We start from the raw sequence: 15,907 nt of genomic DNA, 5'->3' as shown, positions 1-15,907 counted from the left end.
TCCGAAATTGGATTGTACGTAAGTGGTTTTGTTATTAATTATTTTGTAATGCTTCGTCTAATTTATTTATTAAAATACTTAAAGTTGTACGTTCAGCTTCTGAAAGTGGTACAAGCGGTAAACGAACTCCACCAACATCTAAACCTTTCATTTGTAAAGCTGTTTTGATTGGACCTGGACTTGGAGCCATGAAGAATCCATCAAATAATGGTAATAGTTTACGGTGTAAGAATTGCGCTTTCGCCATATCTCCTGTGAAGAAGCTTTCAGCTAATTGCTGCATTTCATTTCCTAACACGTGAGACGCAACTGAAACCGTTCCCTTTGAACCAATTGCAAATGCAGGAAGCGTTAGGCCGTCATCACCACAATATAATTCAAAATCTTCAGGAGTACGGTCAATAATTTCTGTCATTATGCTTAAGTTACCAGTAGCATCTTTAATTGCAACTACATTTTGAATTTCTGCTAATCTTACAACTGTATCTACTGTAAGGCTGGCAACTGTTCTGCCTGGTACATTATATAACATTACAGGTAGTTCAGTACTTTCAGCCGCTGCTTTAAAGTGTTGATATAGTCCTTCTTGGTTTGGTTTATTATAATAAGGTACAACAACCATAATTGCATCTACTCCTAAAGCAGATACCTTTTTCGTTAATTCAACTGTTTCACGAGTATTATTACTTCCAGTACCCGCGATTACAGGGACTCTTCCTTCTGCAGCTGAAACAACATGACTAATTAATGCTAATTTTTCTTCAGAAGTTAATGTTGGAGATTCTCCAGTTGTTCCACAAACTACGATTGAATCCGTTCCATTCTCAATTAAGTAGTTCACAAGTTTTGTTGTTTTTGCAAAATCAATATTACCTTTTGAATCAAAAGGTGTTACCATCGCTGTTGAAATTTTACCAAATCTACTCATTGTTCCACTCCGATCAAAAATTAATCCATTTTAACAGAACTAAGTTCAAATGCATCATGAAGTGCAGTAACCGCATCGACCATATCTTCATTTTTGACAAGCACCCAAATAGTTGTGTGACTGTCAGCTGATTGTAAAATTTGAATACCTTTTTCAGCTAATGCAGTTACAATTTTTGAAGTTACGCCGGGTACTCCTGCAATTGCAGCTCCAACTATTGATACTTTTGCACATCCTGTTGTGTATGAAGGCTCATAGCCAATACCTTTTAATACATCAATCGCTTTTGAAGCAACTTCATCACTTACAGTGTATACTACACCATTAGGTGAGATATTAATAAAGTCTACACTTATTCCTTTATTTGCCATTGCTTTAAATACTTGAGAATGTAAATCAAAAGTATGTTCCTTTGAAGTTACTCTAATTTGCGTAACATTCGGTACATGTGCGATCCCTGTAATTAAACGGTCTTGAATATTTTCACCAATAATTCGTTGTGTAGGATTCGATGTTACTAGTGTACCTAAACTATTTGAATAAGTTGAACGAATGCGAATAGGTACTTTCCCTTGCATCGCGATTTCTACAGCCCTAGGATGAATTACTTTCGCTCCTTGATATGCCATATTACAAATTTCTGCATAAGTAACAACTGCTAAAGGTCTTGCTTCTTTTACGATCCTTGGATCTGCAGTCATTACGCCTTCAACGTCAGTAAATATCTCGATTGTTTCTGCGCCAACAGCAACCCCAAGTGCAGAAGCTGAAGTATCACTTCCACCTCTACCTAATGTCGTAATATCACCATTAGATGTTGATCCTTGGAATCCTGCGACTACTACAACATCAAAGTTTTCAAGCTCTTTAATTAGACGGCCACATTTCATATCAAGAATTTTTGCATTTCCAAATTCATCATTTGTTCGGAAACCTGCTGATGCACCTGTCATTGCCATCGCATGAATACCGTTTTCATTTAATAAATTTGAAAAAACAATTGATGAAATTGTTTCACCACATGACATTAATAAATCAAGTTCTCTTTGTGTAACCTTACTTTTTTTTGCGCCAACTAAATTTAATAGTGTATCTGTTGCATATGGTTCACCTTTTCGTCCCATAGCAGAAACTACTACTACTAATTTATATCCTTTTTCTAATGCTTCTTTTATATGCTTAAGTGCGTGCTTTCTACCATTTTCGTCACGTACTGAAGTCCCTCCAAATTTTTGGACTAATATTTTCATTCTTGCACCTCTCTAGCAGTTTTCACTAAATGATGCTTAACTCAATTAATCTTTCAGCAATTTGCACTGAATTCCAAGCAGCACCTTTTAATAGATTATCTGAAACGATCCATAAATGGAATCCAAAAGGATTATCTAGGTCTTTACGGATACGTCCTACAAATACTTCATTACTTCCAATACTGTAAAATGGCATTGGATATAGTTGTTGTTCTGGATCATCTTGTAAAACGATTCCAGGTGCATCACTTAAAAGTGATTTAAGTTCAGCTACCGATACTTCTTTATCAACTTCAATGTAAACTGACTCAGAGTGACCAGAAATTACAGGAAGTCTTACACAAGTTGCACTAATTTGTAATTCAGGTAAATGCATGATTTTTTTAGTTTCATTAATCATTTTCATTTCTTCATAAGTATATCCATTCTCAGTAAATACATCGATTTGTGGAATTGCGTTAAAAGCAATTTGATAATGTTTCTCACCACTTTTTACCGGTAATACTGATGGAGTTGCTTCTTCACCATTTAAGAATGCTTGCGCTTGTTCCTTTAAGGCTTCAATTGCTGTTACTCCAGCACCAGAAACGGCTTGGTAAGTTGAAACTACTACTTTATTTAAACCAATTGATTGACGAATTGGTTCTAGGGCAACAACCATTTGGATTGTTGAACAGTTAGGATTTGCAATAATACCTTTATGATTAAATAAATCTTTGTCATTTACTTCAGGTACAACTAAAGGTACATCTTCAGCCATTCTAAATGCACTAGTGTTATCTACTACTACTGCCCCTCTTTTAACTGCTTCAGGAGCTAGATCTTTTGATACTGAGCCACCAGCACTAAATAAAGCAATATCTACACCTTCAAAAGCTTCAGGAGTAGCTTCTTGAACGATTACTTCTTCACCTTTATATGTTAATTTTGTTCCTGCAGAACGTTTTGAAGATAAATATTTAATTTCTTTTACTGGAAAATTTCTTTTCTCCAATGTTGCAATCATTTGTTGTCCAACTGCTCCAGTTGCACCTACTACAGCTACTACATAACTTTGCTTATTCCCCACTTTTTTTTGCACCATCCCTGTTTTCACTTTTATTAAATAGTTTACGTCAAATGAAGTTTATATTCAAAGGTTTTCGCTTGAATAATTCTTTTCATAGTAACGAGTATGTATCCTAATGACACATACTCAATTTTCTTCATTCTAACATAGAAAAAATAATTCAGTCCTATTTTTTCTAAAATATTTATTGTAGATCGCGATATTTTTCAACTAAAACAGGTTGAAGTTGATTTCCTTGAATAGAAGATTTCACCGTATCAAGTAATGAATCCATTCTTGCCACTAATGAATTCGGTTTTTTTATTGGATCATCTTGACCAAAGGGAATAAAATAGATATTTTTTGTACTCATTAAACGCATTAAATTATGACTTAGATGATAATACCAATCTAAATGGGATATCTATGGTTTGGGACATAATAATTGACTTTAAAAGGAGTCGATTAAAGGATTTAAAAGGGGATTGAAACAAAAAATTAAGCTTAGGAAAATAATTTTTAATATCTCACCCTAATGATTGTAATGAACGATATATTTAGCGTAAACAGTATCAAGTTGTTTTTTAATGCAAGTATGATAAAAGGTTTGTTTATAATCAGTAAATAACACCTTTAAAAACCGATCTCTAATTGATTTAATCGTCATATTATGAAAACGTAAATAGGTTTCTGTCCAAAACACCATATTCTTTGAAAAAGTTTCATCGTCTATTTCAAAAAATTTCCGTACAGCTCGAATACCAATATTCCCCATCAAAACAGTTACATCCTCCACGTCAACATTTGCATCTAGTTCAAAAATAATAATCTCATAATCGTTTCTAGTTCTATTATTTGTATCTTTAAGTGAATATCCTATTAATTCACCATTTGTAAGATTAAAAGCAACTACACCTTTAGCATAATCTAAAGCCCAGTTATTATATGCTAGTTCTAATACATCTTTTATTCTTACATTTAAAATTAATTGATCGGCAAGCTTTCGTTCGATCAATTTTCCCATTGTAAAAAATTGTTTTTTTAAATGATATTCGATAATAACCAACATCCCTCTCTATGATGAATATTTAGAATCACTATCACTATAATTACGATCGTTATGTAAAAAAAATGACAGATTTTTGAAGAATCTGTCTCAGAATTTTTCTGAAATACATGAATCATCTTAATTATGGTCATTATTATATCTGCAGATAAATTAATTGCATATTTAGTTTTTTACCGTTATAAAAGTACAAAAAATATTGTTTCCCTTAAGAATTAAGTCATTTGGAAAAATAGCTAATTCTTCATAGAACAATCATAACGATTAAATAAAAAAAGCACCCTTTTTTAGGTGCTTGCTAAATTCATCTTACTGATCATCTTTCTTATACAATTCGTCTTTAACAATCTTCCAGCCAATCGTATGAATTTCTTCAATAATTTTCTTTCTAATTTCTTCTGTGACATCATTTGGCGCAATTATATTCACTTTTGTTTTTCCAAATTGATAGGTAGCAGTAAATTCTGTTGGTTTACTCAGTATCACCACCCCCATAATTCATTGTATGTTTTGTTTTATTACGGACTACCCAACTTTTTGTTGCCTATTGATTCAAAAATTAATTAATTCCTTAATTAGACATATATATAGTCTATGAGGTGATTAAATGGAACGAGTTGCATTGTACTTGCGTAAAAGTCGGGCAGATTTAGATGCAGAGGCTAGAGGTGAAGGTGAGACCTTATCAAAGCATAAGGAGCAGCTTTTAAAATTCGCGAAGGAAAATGATTTAAAGATAATTTGTATCCGGCAGGAAATTGCATCTGGTGAATCACTTGTTTACCGGCCAGAAATGTTAAAGCTTTTACAAGAAGTTGAAGAATTTAATTATGATGGTGTGTTAGTAATGGATATGGACCGTCTTGGACGCGGTAATATGAAGGAACAGGGTATTATTTTAGAGACGTTTAAATCATCTAGAACAAAAATTATTACACCAAGAAAGACCTATGACCTCCATGATGAGTTTGATGAGGAATACAGTGAATTTGAGGCATTTATGGCGCGAAAAGAATTAAAAATAATTACTCGTAGGCTTCAAAGAGGTCGAGTTTTATCAGTCCAAAGAGGAAATTATTTAGGAACCTATGCACCTTATGGATATGAGCTTTATGAAACGAAGGAATTCCGTTCATTACGTATTAATAGCAATCAGGCAAAGGTAGTAAAAAGTATTTTTGAATGGTATACGAAGGATTTGATTGGTGCAAATGAAATTGCGAACCGTTTAAATCAAATGAATATCCCTTCCTATACTGGAAAAAAATGGAGTTACCATTCCATTTTGGAGATGATAAAAAATCCTATTTATACTGGGAAGGTGACTTGGAATAAAAAATCAAGTAAAGGTATAAGAAAACCAAAATCTGACTGGTTAATTGTTGATGGAAAACATGAAGCAATCATTGATCATGTAATATACAATTTGGCACAAGATATTTTAAATAGTCGATACCATGCTCCTTATAATAGTAAATTAAGTAATCAGCTAGCTGGAATAATTTTTTGTAGTAAATGCGGATCAAAATTACAGCAGCGTTATCCAAAAGGTAAGCCTAGACAAATCGTGTGTACAAATAACCGTTGTAACACTCGCTCTTCGTATACTCATTTAATTGAAGAGAAACTCTTACAAGGGTTAGAAATTTGGTTAAAAGAATACAAAATAAGTTTTACGAATCAAACCGTCGAGGAAGATTTTGAGGTAATTAATTTAAAAAAGCAAGCACTTAAACAAATCGAAAATGATTTAAATGAATTAGTAAATCAAAAAAATAATTTATTTAATTTACTAGAGCGTGGTGTTTATGATGAATCGATTTACAATGAACGTTCTGAAATCCTCTCAAATCGACTAAAAGAACTTTCAAATAGTAAGACGTTAATTTTGGATGAACTGGCTAAATATCACAATAGAGAGTTGCTAAACGAACAATTTATTCCAACCTTTGAAAAAGTGTTAGATTTATATTACAAAACAACTGATATAGAACTAAAAAATCGTCTCCTTAAATCAGTTTTATTTAAAGTTGAGTATCAAAAAGAACCACATCAAAAACTAGATGATTTTACACTTATACTTTACCCGAAGCTCCCTAGGTGATCTTGTTAACTGATTTGGTATTACCATCTAAGTCACATTAAATTAGTTCCATTTAAACCTAAAGCATCGTTTGTAGAAATACCTAAAACAACAGGCTTTCCATTTCTCAATGTAGCCTTAGCTGCCATTAATACAGGGCTATCAGTTTGAGCATTAGCAAACTTACTCATTGAATTTCCTGTTAACGGTGCAATTACCATACAATCTAATTGTACTTTTGGACCAAATGGTTCTGCTCCTACAATTGAATCAACTGTTTTACGCCCTGTAATTTCTTCTATTTTTTCGATCCAGTCTTCTCCTACACCAAATCGTGTTGTTGTGCTTTTTACAGTAAAAGTAACAACAGGGTATACGTCAGCTCCATCATCAACTAACTTTTGAATTTGAGGTACTACCTCTTCATAAGTACAATGTGATCCTGTAATACCAAATCCAATTTTCTTGCCTTTCAACGTCATTTTGGTTGCTCCTTCCTTTTGTCTAAATCTACTTTTAATAGCTGTGTTAGTACGTTTCCAATTATTTGACCTGCTGTTTTAGGAGCAACGATTCCTGGTAAACCTGGTGCTAATAATGCCTTAATACCTCTTTTTTCAGCATAACGAAAATCTGTTCCACCTGGTTTAGATGCTAAATCAATGATCAGTGCATGTGGTTGTAATCTTGAAATGACACTTGCTGTAACGATTTGAACTGGAACAGTATTAATGACAACATCGACATCCTTTAAGGCTTCTTCAATGTTCTTGAATTCAAAAGCTTCTAAGCCCATTTCAACAATTCTAGCAATATGTTCTGATTTACGAGCTCCTACTTTTACTTTTGCACCCAAACTATGAAAAGTCCTCGCGACACTCATTCCTGTACGACCTAAACCTAATACGGCTACTTTCGAATTATGAATTGTATATTCCGTATGTTGAATGACCATCATGATCGTACCTTCAACTGTCGGAATACTATTATAAATAGCTACATCGTCTCGTTCAAATAATTTTACTAACTTTCGATTTGAAGCTGTAACTATACTATCTAAGTAAGAGTTACTTATTCCAGAGTAAATCGTACAATGCGAAGGAGTACTGTCTAAAATTTCTTTTGTCAGCACGACTTTCTCATTTGAAAAAATTGTATCGACAACTCCTTCATTATTCGTACCTGGTACAGGTAGAAGGATTGCATCTAGATCTTTAAAATCTGCATCTGCTATTAATTCTTTTGATGCACTGGTAAAGCCACTATCTAATTGTTCAAAACCTATTAATGTTACCTTTGCGTCTAACTCTGTTAACTTCCGAATAACTTCCAGCTGTCTGGCGTCCCCACCAATAACAGCAATATGCAAGCCAGTTAACATGCAGCATTCACCTTCTTTACTTCACTATGGTAAATGGAAATTAATCTCTGTAAGCAGGACTACCGCCTAACATCTTTCTCCTAAATATCTTATGAATCTTCCATTGCATTGGTGAAGATTCTTTCTAAAATTAAGGTGCAGTAATGAAAAACTGTTAAAACACTCTTTCTCTTACTCTTTATTTGAAAAATAAAAAGAGGATCCTATACGGGAACCTCTAATTTATCAACTTATTGTTTAATATTTGTTGGAATTACTCCATCAGGGCTTACTAATGAAACTGCATATTCGTCAGTAAATACAAACTTCGCAATATCATTTACCTTATCAATTGTTACACCATCAATTAGTTGAATTACTTCATCTAAAGTACGGTGGTTACCTAGCATTAATTCATTTTTACCATTTCGGCTCATTCTACTATTTGTACTTTCTAAACCTAACATTAAATTACCTTTTAATTGCTCTTTACAATTATTTAATTCTTTTTCTGTTATTCCATCTGCATTTAATACTTTTAAGGTTTCTTGGATTGTTTCAAATAATTGATTTATTTGGCTTTTTCCAGTACCCGCATAAATTGCAACTGTACCGCTATCATGGTATGCAGAGTGATAAGAGAAAACTGAATATGCAAGACCTCTTTGCTCACGTACATCTTGGAATAATCGACTACTCATACTGCCACCAAGTATATTATTTAAGGCAATTAATGGATATAAATCGCTATGTCCAAGTTCAAGACCCCTATAGCCAACACAAAGATGTGCTTGCTCTGTTTCTTTTTTGCGAGAAATTTGTCCATAATGTATTGTAGGGATTCCAAAGTTTATATCTTTCTTTTTACCCTCATAATTTCCAAATAAATCTTCAACACGTTTAATAAAGGATTCATCAATATTACCCGCAATTGAAATAACTACTTGATCTGGAGTGTAAAAATCCTTCATGTACTGACGTAAAGTATCGCCGTTAAAAGATTTTAATGTTTCTTCTGTACCTAAAATTGGATAACCTAATGGATGATTTTCATACATAACTTTACTTAATAAATCATGAACTAAATCATCTGGTGTATCGTCATACATTTTGATTTCTTCAAGTACTACATTTTTTTCTTTTTCTAATTCACCTTCATCAAAAGTAGAATTAAAAAACATATCTCCTAGGACTTCTAACGCGTAATCAGCATGAGTATCTAACACTTTAGCATAATAACAAGTATATTCTTTTGAAGTAAATGCATTCACTTGTCCACCAATTGAATCGAAACTTTCAGCGATTTCTTTCGCATTGCGTGTTTTAGTGCCTTTAAAAAACATATGCTCAAGAAAATGTGAAACACCATTCAGTTCTGACGTTTCATTGCATGAACCTGTTTTAATCCAGACTCCAAGTGCAACTGAACGGACAGTTGAAATATTTTCTATTACTACTCTGACTCCATTTTTACAAGTATGTCGTACAATCATGTAATGCCTCCTATGTATACACCATCTATTTACACTTTTGTAATAAGATTGAAAAATTTAACTATATTTTACAATCATCTTAACAAAGCTGAAAGTAATTGTCATTTGTTTTCAACTTTTTTAATTGTATCGTACCGTTTTTCATCTAATAAAGTTGAAATATCTACAACTTTTCTACCTGATGCCTCTATTTTTGTGATAAGTTCATCAAGTGCCTCAGCTGTCGGTTTTGTTGGATGCATAAGAACGATTGTACCATTGCCTACTTTTTTCATTACACGATTAATAATGACTTCTTTTCGAGGTTTCTGCCAATCAATCGTATCTGCTGTCCACATAATTGTTTTCATGCCTAAATTTGAAGCGATTTTAACTACTTCATCACGATAACTACCGCTTGGAGGGGCAAACCATACAACTTTTTGATCGGTTGTAGCTAGTATAACTGAATTTGTTTCCGTTATTTCATTTCTTATTTGCTGACTACCTAATCTTGCCATATCGGGATGTGTATAAGAATGGTTCCCAACTTCTTGGTCTGCAGCAGTGATCAGTTTAGCGACTGTTGGATTATTCTTTACCCATCTACCCTCGAGAAAGAATGTTGCTTTTGCATTGTGCTTCTTTAATACTTCTAACATTTTCGGAATAAATTCATTACCCCATGCAACATTTATTGTAAATGCTACCATTGGTTTATCAGGATTCCCTTTATACACTGGTGATGGTGGTAAATCCTTTAAATGAACTTTTGGAGAAACTTCTTTAAATACTAGTTTATTCTGATCAAACTTACCTTTTGACTTCATTTTCTTATATGACGCATTAATATCAATTGCTAAACCGTTATAGCCGGGTATTGCTTTCCAAACCGAGTCCACATAAGCATCTTTTGGAGGTATCTCGAAAGTTGGCGCTTTTGTTTTGATTTCTTCATATAATCCATTTGTTTTAGTTGTTACAAATGACGATTTTGAAGTTAAGTTCTTCACGTATTGATTAGTATATTGATTTCTAACTACTAAAATTGCTAGAAATAATGCAATAACGATTGCTATGACTTTTAACCGACTTTTACTCATTTCCTGACACCCTCCTACTAGAAGGAATATGATATTTTTTAATAAAATAGAACAAGCTTTCTACAACTTATGTACGAATAAAATAGTAATAACTAATTCATCTGGTAATTTCTAGTTCTACTTTTCTTATTGTAACCAAAAAATTTTTACACACACATTAAATTCTGGAAAATTAAAAGAGTGGGATTTAGAATAGGAGTGGAAGTAAAATAAATAAAAAAAACAGATTCATTTTTTAAAATGTACCTGTTTTTTTTATTTATTAAGGAAGACTAACGCCTTCCGCTTTTCTAGTTTTGCTCAGCTTTTTCTTTTTGTTCCTTTAATACAGCTTTGCGAGATAGGTTTACTCGTCCTTGCTTGTCGATTTCGGTTACTTTTACTAGGATTTCGTCTCCAAGTGAAACTACGTCTTCAACTTTTGCAATGCGTTCTTCTGCAAGTTCAGAAATATGGACTAATCCATCTTTACCTGCAAAGATTTCAACGAATGCGCCGAATTTTTCAATTCGTTTTACTTTACCCATGTATAATTGACCTACTTCTACTTCACGAACAAGGTCTTCGATAATTTGTTTTGCACGTTCATTCATAGGTTGGTCTACAGATGAAATAAATACTGTTCCATCTTGTTCGATGTCAATTTTCACGCCAGTTTCTTCAATAATTTTATTGATTTGTTTTCCACCAGGTCCAATAACATCTTTAATTTTATCTGGGTTAATTGTCATCATTAAGATTTTTGGAGCAAACTCAGATAAAGCAGTTCTTGGTTCGCTAATTGTAGCTAGCATTGAATCAAGAATTTGCATACGACCAATTTTTGCTTGTTCTAATGCTTCTTTTAAAATTTGTTCTGATAAACCTTCAATTTTAATGTCCATTTGAAGTGCAGTTACACCTTTAGCTGTTCCTGCAACTTTAAAGTCCATGTCACCTAAATGATCTTCCATACCTTGAATGTCTGTAAGAACTGAATAATGTTCACCAGATTTAATTAATCCCATTGCAATACCTGCAACTGGTGCTTTAATTGGTACACCAGCATCCATCATTGCTAGAGTACTTGCACAAATACTTGCTTGTGAAGTAGAACCGTTTGATTCAAGTACTTCTGATACAAGGCGGATTGTGTATGGGAAATCTTTTTGATCTGGAATACTTGGCTCAAGTGCTCTTTCACCTAATGCTCCATGTCCAATTTCACGGCGACCTGGTCCACGAATTGGTCCTGTTTCACCAACACTAAATTGTGGGAAATTATAATGATGCATAAAACGTTTTGATTCTTCTATGCCTAATCCATCAAGAATTTGCACGTCACCTAGTGCACCTAGCGTACAAATGCTTAGTGCTTGAGTTTGTCCACGAGTGAATAAACCAGAACCATGTGTACGTGGTAATAAACCAACTTGTGATGATAATGGACGGATTTCATCTAATTTTCTTCCATCAGGACGAACTTTTTCAACTGTGATTAAACGACGCACTTCTTCTTTTACTAGCATTGAAAGGATTTCTTTAACTTGTCCAATAATCTTTTCTTCTGCTTCATTTTCTTCAAACTGAAGAACAACGCGTTCTTTCACTTCATTGATCGCAGCTTCACGAGCATGTTTTTCATGAACTTGAATAGCTGCATTTAATTCTGTTTCACAAATTTCACGAATTTGTTTTTCTAATTCAGCATCAAGTTCATGAAGCTGAATTTCCAATTTTTCTTTTCCAACTTGTGCTACTATTTTTTCTTGGAATGCAATTAATTTTTTAATTTCTTCATGACCAAACATAATTGCTTCAAGCATTACTTCTTCTGGCACTTCATTAGCTCCAGCTTCAACCATGTTAATTGCATCTTTCGTTCCAGCAACTGTTAAATGAATGTCACTGTTTTCAGCTTGCTCAACAGTTGGATTAATAATAAATTCGCCATTTATACGACCAACTACAACGCCAGCAATTGGTCCGTTAAAAGGAATGTCAGATACGCATAGAGCTAATGAACTACCAAACATAGCAGCCATTTCTGATGAACAATCTTGATCAACGCTCATTACCATACTGATTACTTGTACTTCATTACGGAATCCATCTGCAAATAATGGTCGAATTGGGCGGTCAATTAGTCGACTCGCTAATATTGCTTTTTCACTCGGTCTGCCTTCACGTTTAATAAATCCACCAGGAATTTTACCTACTGCATATAAACGCTCTTCGTAGTTTACTGTTAATGGGAAAAAGCTAACTTTTTTAGGTTCCTTTGATGCAGTTGCTGATGATAATACGACTGTATCTTCGTATCTTACTAAAACTGCTCCATTTGCTTGCTTTGCTAATTGTCCTACTTCAACAGTAAGAGTTTTACCAGCAAGCTCCGTGGAAAAAACGTGCTTTTGTTGTTCCATATGGTATAAATACCCCTCTCTAATTTACAATTCAAAGTCTAAACTAATTATGTAAAAAAATCGTATATTCTCTATTATCTCCTATGTTTAGTAAAGAAATCAACTAACGAGAAAAAGAGAATAAATATTTATAAATTTAAAATACAATTGATCAGTAATTTTAAATCGATATGTATAAGAAAAAGCGGGAAGAATCCCGCTTTTTTTTAAAGTATCAAATTAATACTCGAAATTAACGACGTAAACCTAATTTGTTAATTAATTCACGGTAACGAGTAATGTCTTTGTTACGTAAGTAGTTAAGTAAGTTACGACGCTTACCAACCATTTTTAATAAACCACGACGAGAGTGGTGATCTTTTTTGTGAGTACGTAAGTGCCCATTTAAAGAGTTAATGTTTTCAGTTAAAACTGCAATTTGAACTTCTGGAGAACCAGTATCGTTCGCATGAGTTTTGTAAGTGCTGATAATTTCGTTTTTACGTTCTTGAGTTAATGCCATGTTTTTTCACCTCATAATAATATTATTGAACACCTATCACCTAGCAGTCGTCGGTGAATCGATTTGCCAAGCAACGGTTTTTCAAGTACTTTACTAATATTACATTGTTTTAATTATAAAAGCAAGTATTCTAAAATAGTTATTCTCTGAAATAACTTTTTACTGTTTCACGATCTTTTTGTAATTGATCGATTAATTCATTTATACCATTAAACTTCTTTTCATCACGTATTCTAGCATACCAAAAAATTTCAACTTCTTTTCCGTATATATCTTCATTAAAATCAAAAATATTTACTTCAATTGTTTGTTTTTGGAACTCATGATAGAAAGTTGGTTTGTATCCAATATTACACATACCTTCATATAATTCACCGTTAACAATACATTTTACAGCATAAACACCTACTGAAGGTAATGCATACGGAATTGAAACAGAAATATTAGCTGTTGGAAATCCAATTGTTCGACCACGTTTGTCACCATCTACAACGATCCCTTTAATTTGATACTGTCTGCCAAGTAAGTGGGTTGCTTCTTCCATTTCACCAGCTTTTATCGCTTCTCTAATTCGAGTTGAACTTACTTTCTCATCGTCTAAAACGAATTTTGAAATTGTTGATTGTGAAAATTCACCTCTAGAATGAAATGGTAATGATTCCATATTCCCTTTACCATATTTTCCAAATGAAAAATCAAATCCAGCAACAACATGTTTTGCATTTAAAGAAATAATGTATTGATCGACAAATTCTTGTGGTAGAAGGGAAGCAAATTCCTCTGAAAATTCAACAACAAATAATTGGTCTACACAAAGTTTCTCCATCCACTTCACTTTTAGCTCCAAAGGTGTCAAATAGGAAATCGCATCATCACGATTTCCGAGAATTGCAGATGGATGTGGATCGAATGTCATCACTGATAATAATAATCCTTTTTCATCCGCAATTTCTTTAGCAGCTTTTATGACTTGTTGATGACCTTTATGTACTCCATCAAAAAAGCCAAGTGCTAAGACCGTTTCTTTACAATCTTCTTTTTTTATTGAATGAGGATGGGTGATTTTTATTATTTTTGTCATATATATCACCTTTTCTATAATCAAGTCTCTTTTCCCATTATAGAACAATGAATAAAATTTATATAGTTTTTTCTATTGGTTATGAAATACTCTTGTCGGTTTAATTACATTAATATTTTTAGGGTTTGGAGTGTACATTGCAATAATTCTATTATTTTCATTGTAGACTGCAATATATTCTCCTTCCTTACAGTTCATCGTATTAGGAAAAAATCCACCATTAAATACTCTTACTTCTTCTTCAGCGGTCACATTTAGACGTGGATACTCATTAAGAGCTTGCTCCATCGATAACATTACACGGTCTAATGTAAAATCATTAGCATTTTCTTCTAATTCAGCAAAAGTAACGCAATCATCAATCGTAAATGCGCCTGCTTTTGTTCTAGTTAAATAAGACATATGAGCAGGGAATCCTAAAAGTTCACCAATTTGAACAGCTAAAGTTCTAATATATGTACCTTTACTACAGAAAACTTCAAATTTAAAAGAAATTGTCTCTCCTTCGAATACTTCTCGATCATCAAGTAGAATAATTTCAAATATTGTAACCGTTCTAGTTGGACGTTCAACTTCAATTCCAGCCCTAGCGTATTCATATAGCTTTTTGCCATTTACTTTTACAGCAGAGTACATAGGAGGAGTTTGACTGATATCTCCTGTTAATTGATTTAATACATTTAAAATTTCTTCACGAGTAATAACTCGATCAACCTTCTTTTGATCAATAATTTCACCATGAGAATCCTCAGTTGTTGTAGAAAACCCTAAAGTAATTTCACCAATATATTTTTTCCGATCATCGGTTAAATATGGTATTAGCTTTGTAGCTTCACCTACACATATCGGCAAGACGCCCGTTACTTCTGGATCAAGGGTTCCTGTATGACCGACTTTTTTTGTCTTTAAAATCTTTCTTATTTTAAAGACACAATCATGAGAGGTAAGACCCGCTGGTTTATTCAGTGCAATTACACCATTCATCTTATCACCTATTGTTTATTTTTTAGCATGATGAAAAATGGATAGACGAATCACTCGCCTATCCATTCATTATCAGTTATTCTCTTTATTAATTTGAGTTAGCAATGTCTCAATTCGATTACCATAATCGACTGATTCATCAAATTCAAAAATTAATTCTGGTGTCTTACGTAAACGAATACGTTGACCAATTTCAGAACGAATAAATCCTTTTGCTTTCGCTAATCCAATTAATGTATTTTGACGTTGTTCATCGTCACCTAATACTGAAATATAGACTTTAGCTTGTTGTAGGTCACCTGTTACTTGAACATCAGTAACTGTTACGAAGCCGATTCTTGGATCTTTAATTTTTCTACCGATAATCTCACCAAGTTCTTTCTTCATTTGTTCCCCAACACGATGTGCTCTTACTTTCATACTTTCACCTCAATCTTACAAAGCAAAACAATTCGTGCTTTCATACGATTAGTTTAACTAATTGTATAAATAATTATTTATTATGCTGAACTTATTCAAATGTGATAAGTCCATTATTTATTTCCAATTTTAAAATCATTTTTTAAAAGAAGATATTGTTATGTCTAGTTCCAGCGACTTGCCCCTCGAGGTCATAAGCCAATGC

General features: G+C 33.2%; 14 protein-coding genes and 2 pseudogenes. 1 reads left to right on the top strand and 15 read right to left on the bottom strand.

Features of this window, described 5'->3' with window-relative positions:
- Positions 1 to 34: 34 nt before the first annotated feature.
- The 6 genes and pseudogenes from dapA to ACFVR2_RS11210 form a co-directional block, all read right to left on the bottom strand.
- Positions 35 to 928, bottom strand: coding sequence for a 4-hydroxy-tetrahydrodipicolinate synthase (dapA, locus tag ACFVR2_RS11235; protein WP_387361630.1), 894 nt, complete (start codon positions 926 to 928; stop codon positions 35 to 37).
- 20 nt (positions 929 to 948) lie between these two features.
- Positions 949 to 2,178 carry an aspartate kinase gene (gene dapG, locus ACFVR2_RS11230; protein ID WP_387361628.1) on the bottom strand — a complete coding sequence of 410 codons (1,230 nt, stop codon included), beginning with the start codon at positions 2,176 to 2,178 and terminating at the stop codon, positions 949 to 951.
- 25 nt (positions 2,179 to 2,203) lie between these two features.
- Positions 2,204 to 3,247 (bottom strand): aspartate-semialdehyde dehydrogenase, encoded by a 1,044-nt coding sequence (asd, locus tag ACFVR2_RS11225; RefSeq protein WP_248266347.1) that lies wholly within the window; start codon positions 3,245 to 3,247, stop codon positions 2,204 to 2,206.
- A gap of 184 nt (positions 3,248 to 3,431) precedes the next feature.
- Positions 3,432 to 3,614: pseudogene (gene spoVFB, locus ACFVR2_RS11220) on the bottom strand (dipicolinate synthase subunit B); the annotation flags it as partial.
- 144 nt (positions 3,615 to 3,758) lie between these two features.
- Positions 3,759 to 4,292, bottom strand: a complete 534-nt coding sequence (locus ACFVR2_RS11215; protein WP_387361625.1) for a hypothetical protein — start codon at positions 4,290 to 4,292, stop codon at positions 3,759 to 3,761.
- A gap of 309 nt (positions 4,293 to 4,601) precedes the next feature.
- Positions 4,602 to 4,778 carry a hypothetical protein gene (locus ACFVR2_RS11210; RefSeq protein ID WP_387361623.1) on the bottom strand — a complete coding sequence of 59 codons (177 nt, stop codon included), beginning with the start codon at positions 4,776 to 4,778 and terminating at the stop codon, positions 4,602 to 4,604.
- Positions 4,779 to 4,899: 121 nt separating this feature from the next.
- Here ACFVR2_RS11210 and ACFVR2_RS11205 point away from each other — a divergent pair, with 121 nt between their 5' ends.
- Positions 4,900 to 6,396: a recombinase family protein gene (locus ACFVR2_RS11205; RefSeq protein ID WP_387361621.1), complete on the top strand. Its 1,497-nt coding sequence runs from the start codon at positions 4,900 to 4,902 to the stop codon at positions 6,394 to 6,396.
- A 35-nt stretch (positions 6,397 to 6,431) separates the two neighbouring features.
- Here ACFVR2_RS11205 and dpaB read toward each other — a convergent pair.
- The 9 genes and pseudogenes from dpaB to rbfA all read right to left on the bottom strand — a co-directional run.
- Positions 6,432 to 6,857: pseudogene (dpaB, locus tag ACFVR2_RS11200) on the bottom strand (dipicolinate synthase subunit B); the annotation flags it as partial.
- Positions 6,854 to 7,756 (bottom strand): dipicolinic acid synthetase subunit A, encoded by a 903-nt coding sequence (gene dpaA, locus ACFVR2_RS11195; protein ID WP_387361619.1) that lies wholly within the window; start codon positions 7,754 to 7,756, stop codon positions 6,854 to 6,856. The gene dpaA and the pseudogene dpaB, both read right to left, overlap by 4 nt.
- A gap of 230 nt (positions 7,757 to 7,986) precedes the next feature.
- Positions 7,987 to 9,228: a M16 family metallopeptidase gene (locus ACFVR2_RS11190; RefSeq protein WP_387361617.1), complete on the bottom strand. Its 1,242-nt coding sequence runs from the start codon at positions 9,226 to 9,228 to the stop codon at positions 7,987 to 7,989.
- 101 nt (positions 9,229 to 9,329) lie between these two features.
- Positions 9,330 to 10,310, bottom strand: coding sequence for a polysaccharide deacetylase family protein (locus ACFVR2_RS11185; protein ID WP_387361615.1), 981 nt, complete (start codon positions 10,308 to 10,310; stop codon positions 9,330 to 9,332).
- A gap of 290 nt (positions 10,311 to 10,600) precedes the next feature.
- Positions 10,601 to 12,715: a polyribonucleotide nucleotidyltransferase gene (pnp, locus tag ACFVR2_RS11180; protein WP_387361613.1), complete on the bottom strand. Its 2,115-nt coding sequence runs from the start codon at positions 12,713 to 12,715 to the stop codon at positions 10,601 to 10,603.
- A 232-nt stretch (positions 12,716 to 12,947) separates the two neighbouring features.
- Entirely contained in the window at positions 12,948 to 13,217 is a 270-nt protein-coding gene (gene rpsO, locus ACFVR2_RS11175; protein ID WP_025568545.1) for a 30S ribosomal protein S15, read from the bottom strand.
- Positions 13,218 to 13,356: 139 nt separating this feature from the next.
- The gene (ribF, locus tag ACFVR2_RS11170) at positions 13,357 to 14,298 is read right to left on the bottom strand and encodes a bifunctional riboflavin kinase/FAD synthetase (protein ID WP_387361611.1); all 942 of its coding nucleotides are present in this window, start codon (positions 14,296 to 14,298) and stop codon (positions 13,357 to 13,359) included.
- A gap of 72 nt (positions 14,299 to 14,370) precedes the next feature.
- Positions 14,371 to 15,282, bottom strand: coding sequence for a tRNA pseudouridine(55) synthase TruB (truB, locus tag ACFVR2_RS11165; RefSeq protein WP_387361609.1), 912 nt, complete (start codon positions 15,280 to 15,282; stop codon positions 14,371 to 14,373).
- 72 nt (positions 15,283 to 15,354) lie between these two features.
- On the bottom strand, positions 15,355 to 15,702 hold the full coding sequence (gene rbfA, locus ACFVR2_RS11160) for a 30S ribosome-binding factor RbfA (RefSeq protein WP_025568543.1): 348 nt from the start codon (positions 15,700 to 15,702) through the stop codon (positions 15,355 to 15,357).
- Positions 15,703 to 15,907 lie beyond the last annotated feature (205 nt).

This window comes from Gottfriedia sp. NPDC057991, from assembly GCF_042886615.1.
GTDB lineage: Bacteria > Bacillota > Bacilli > Bacillales > Bacillaceae_G > Gottfriedia.
Note: the sequence above shows the minus strand (reverse complement) of the source record. Positions and strands in the feature narration are given on the sequence as shown.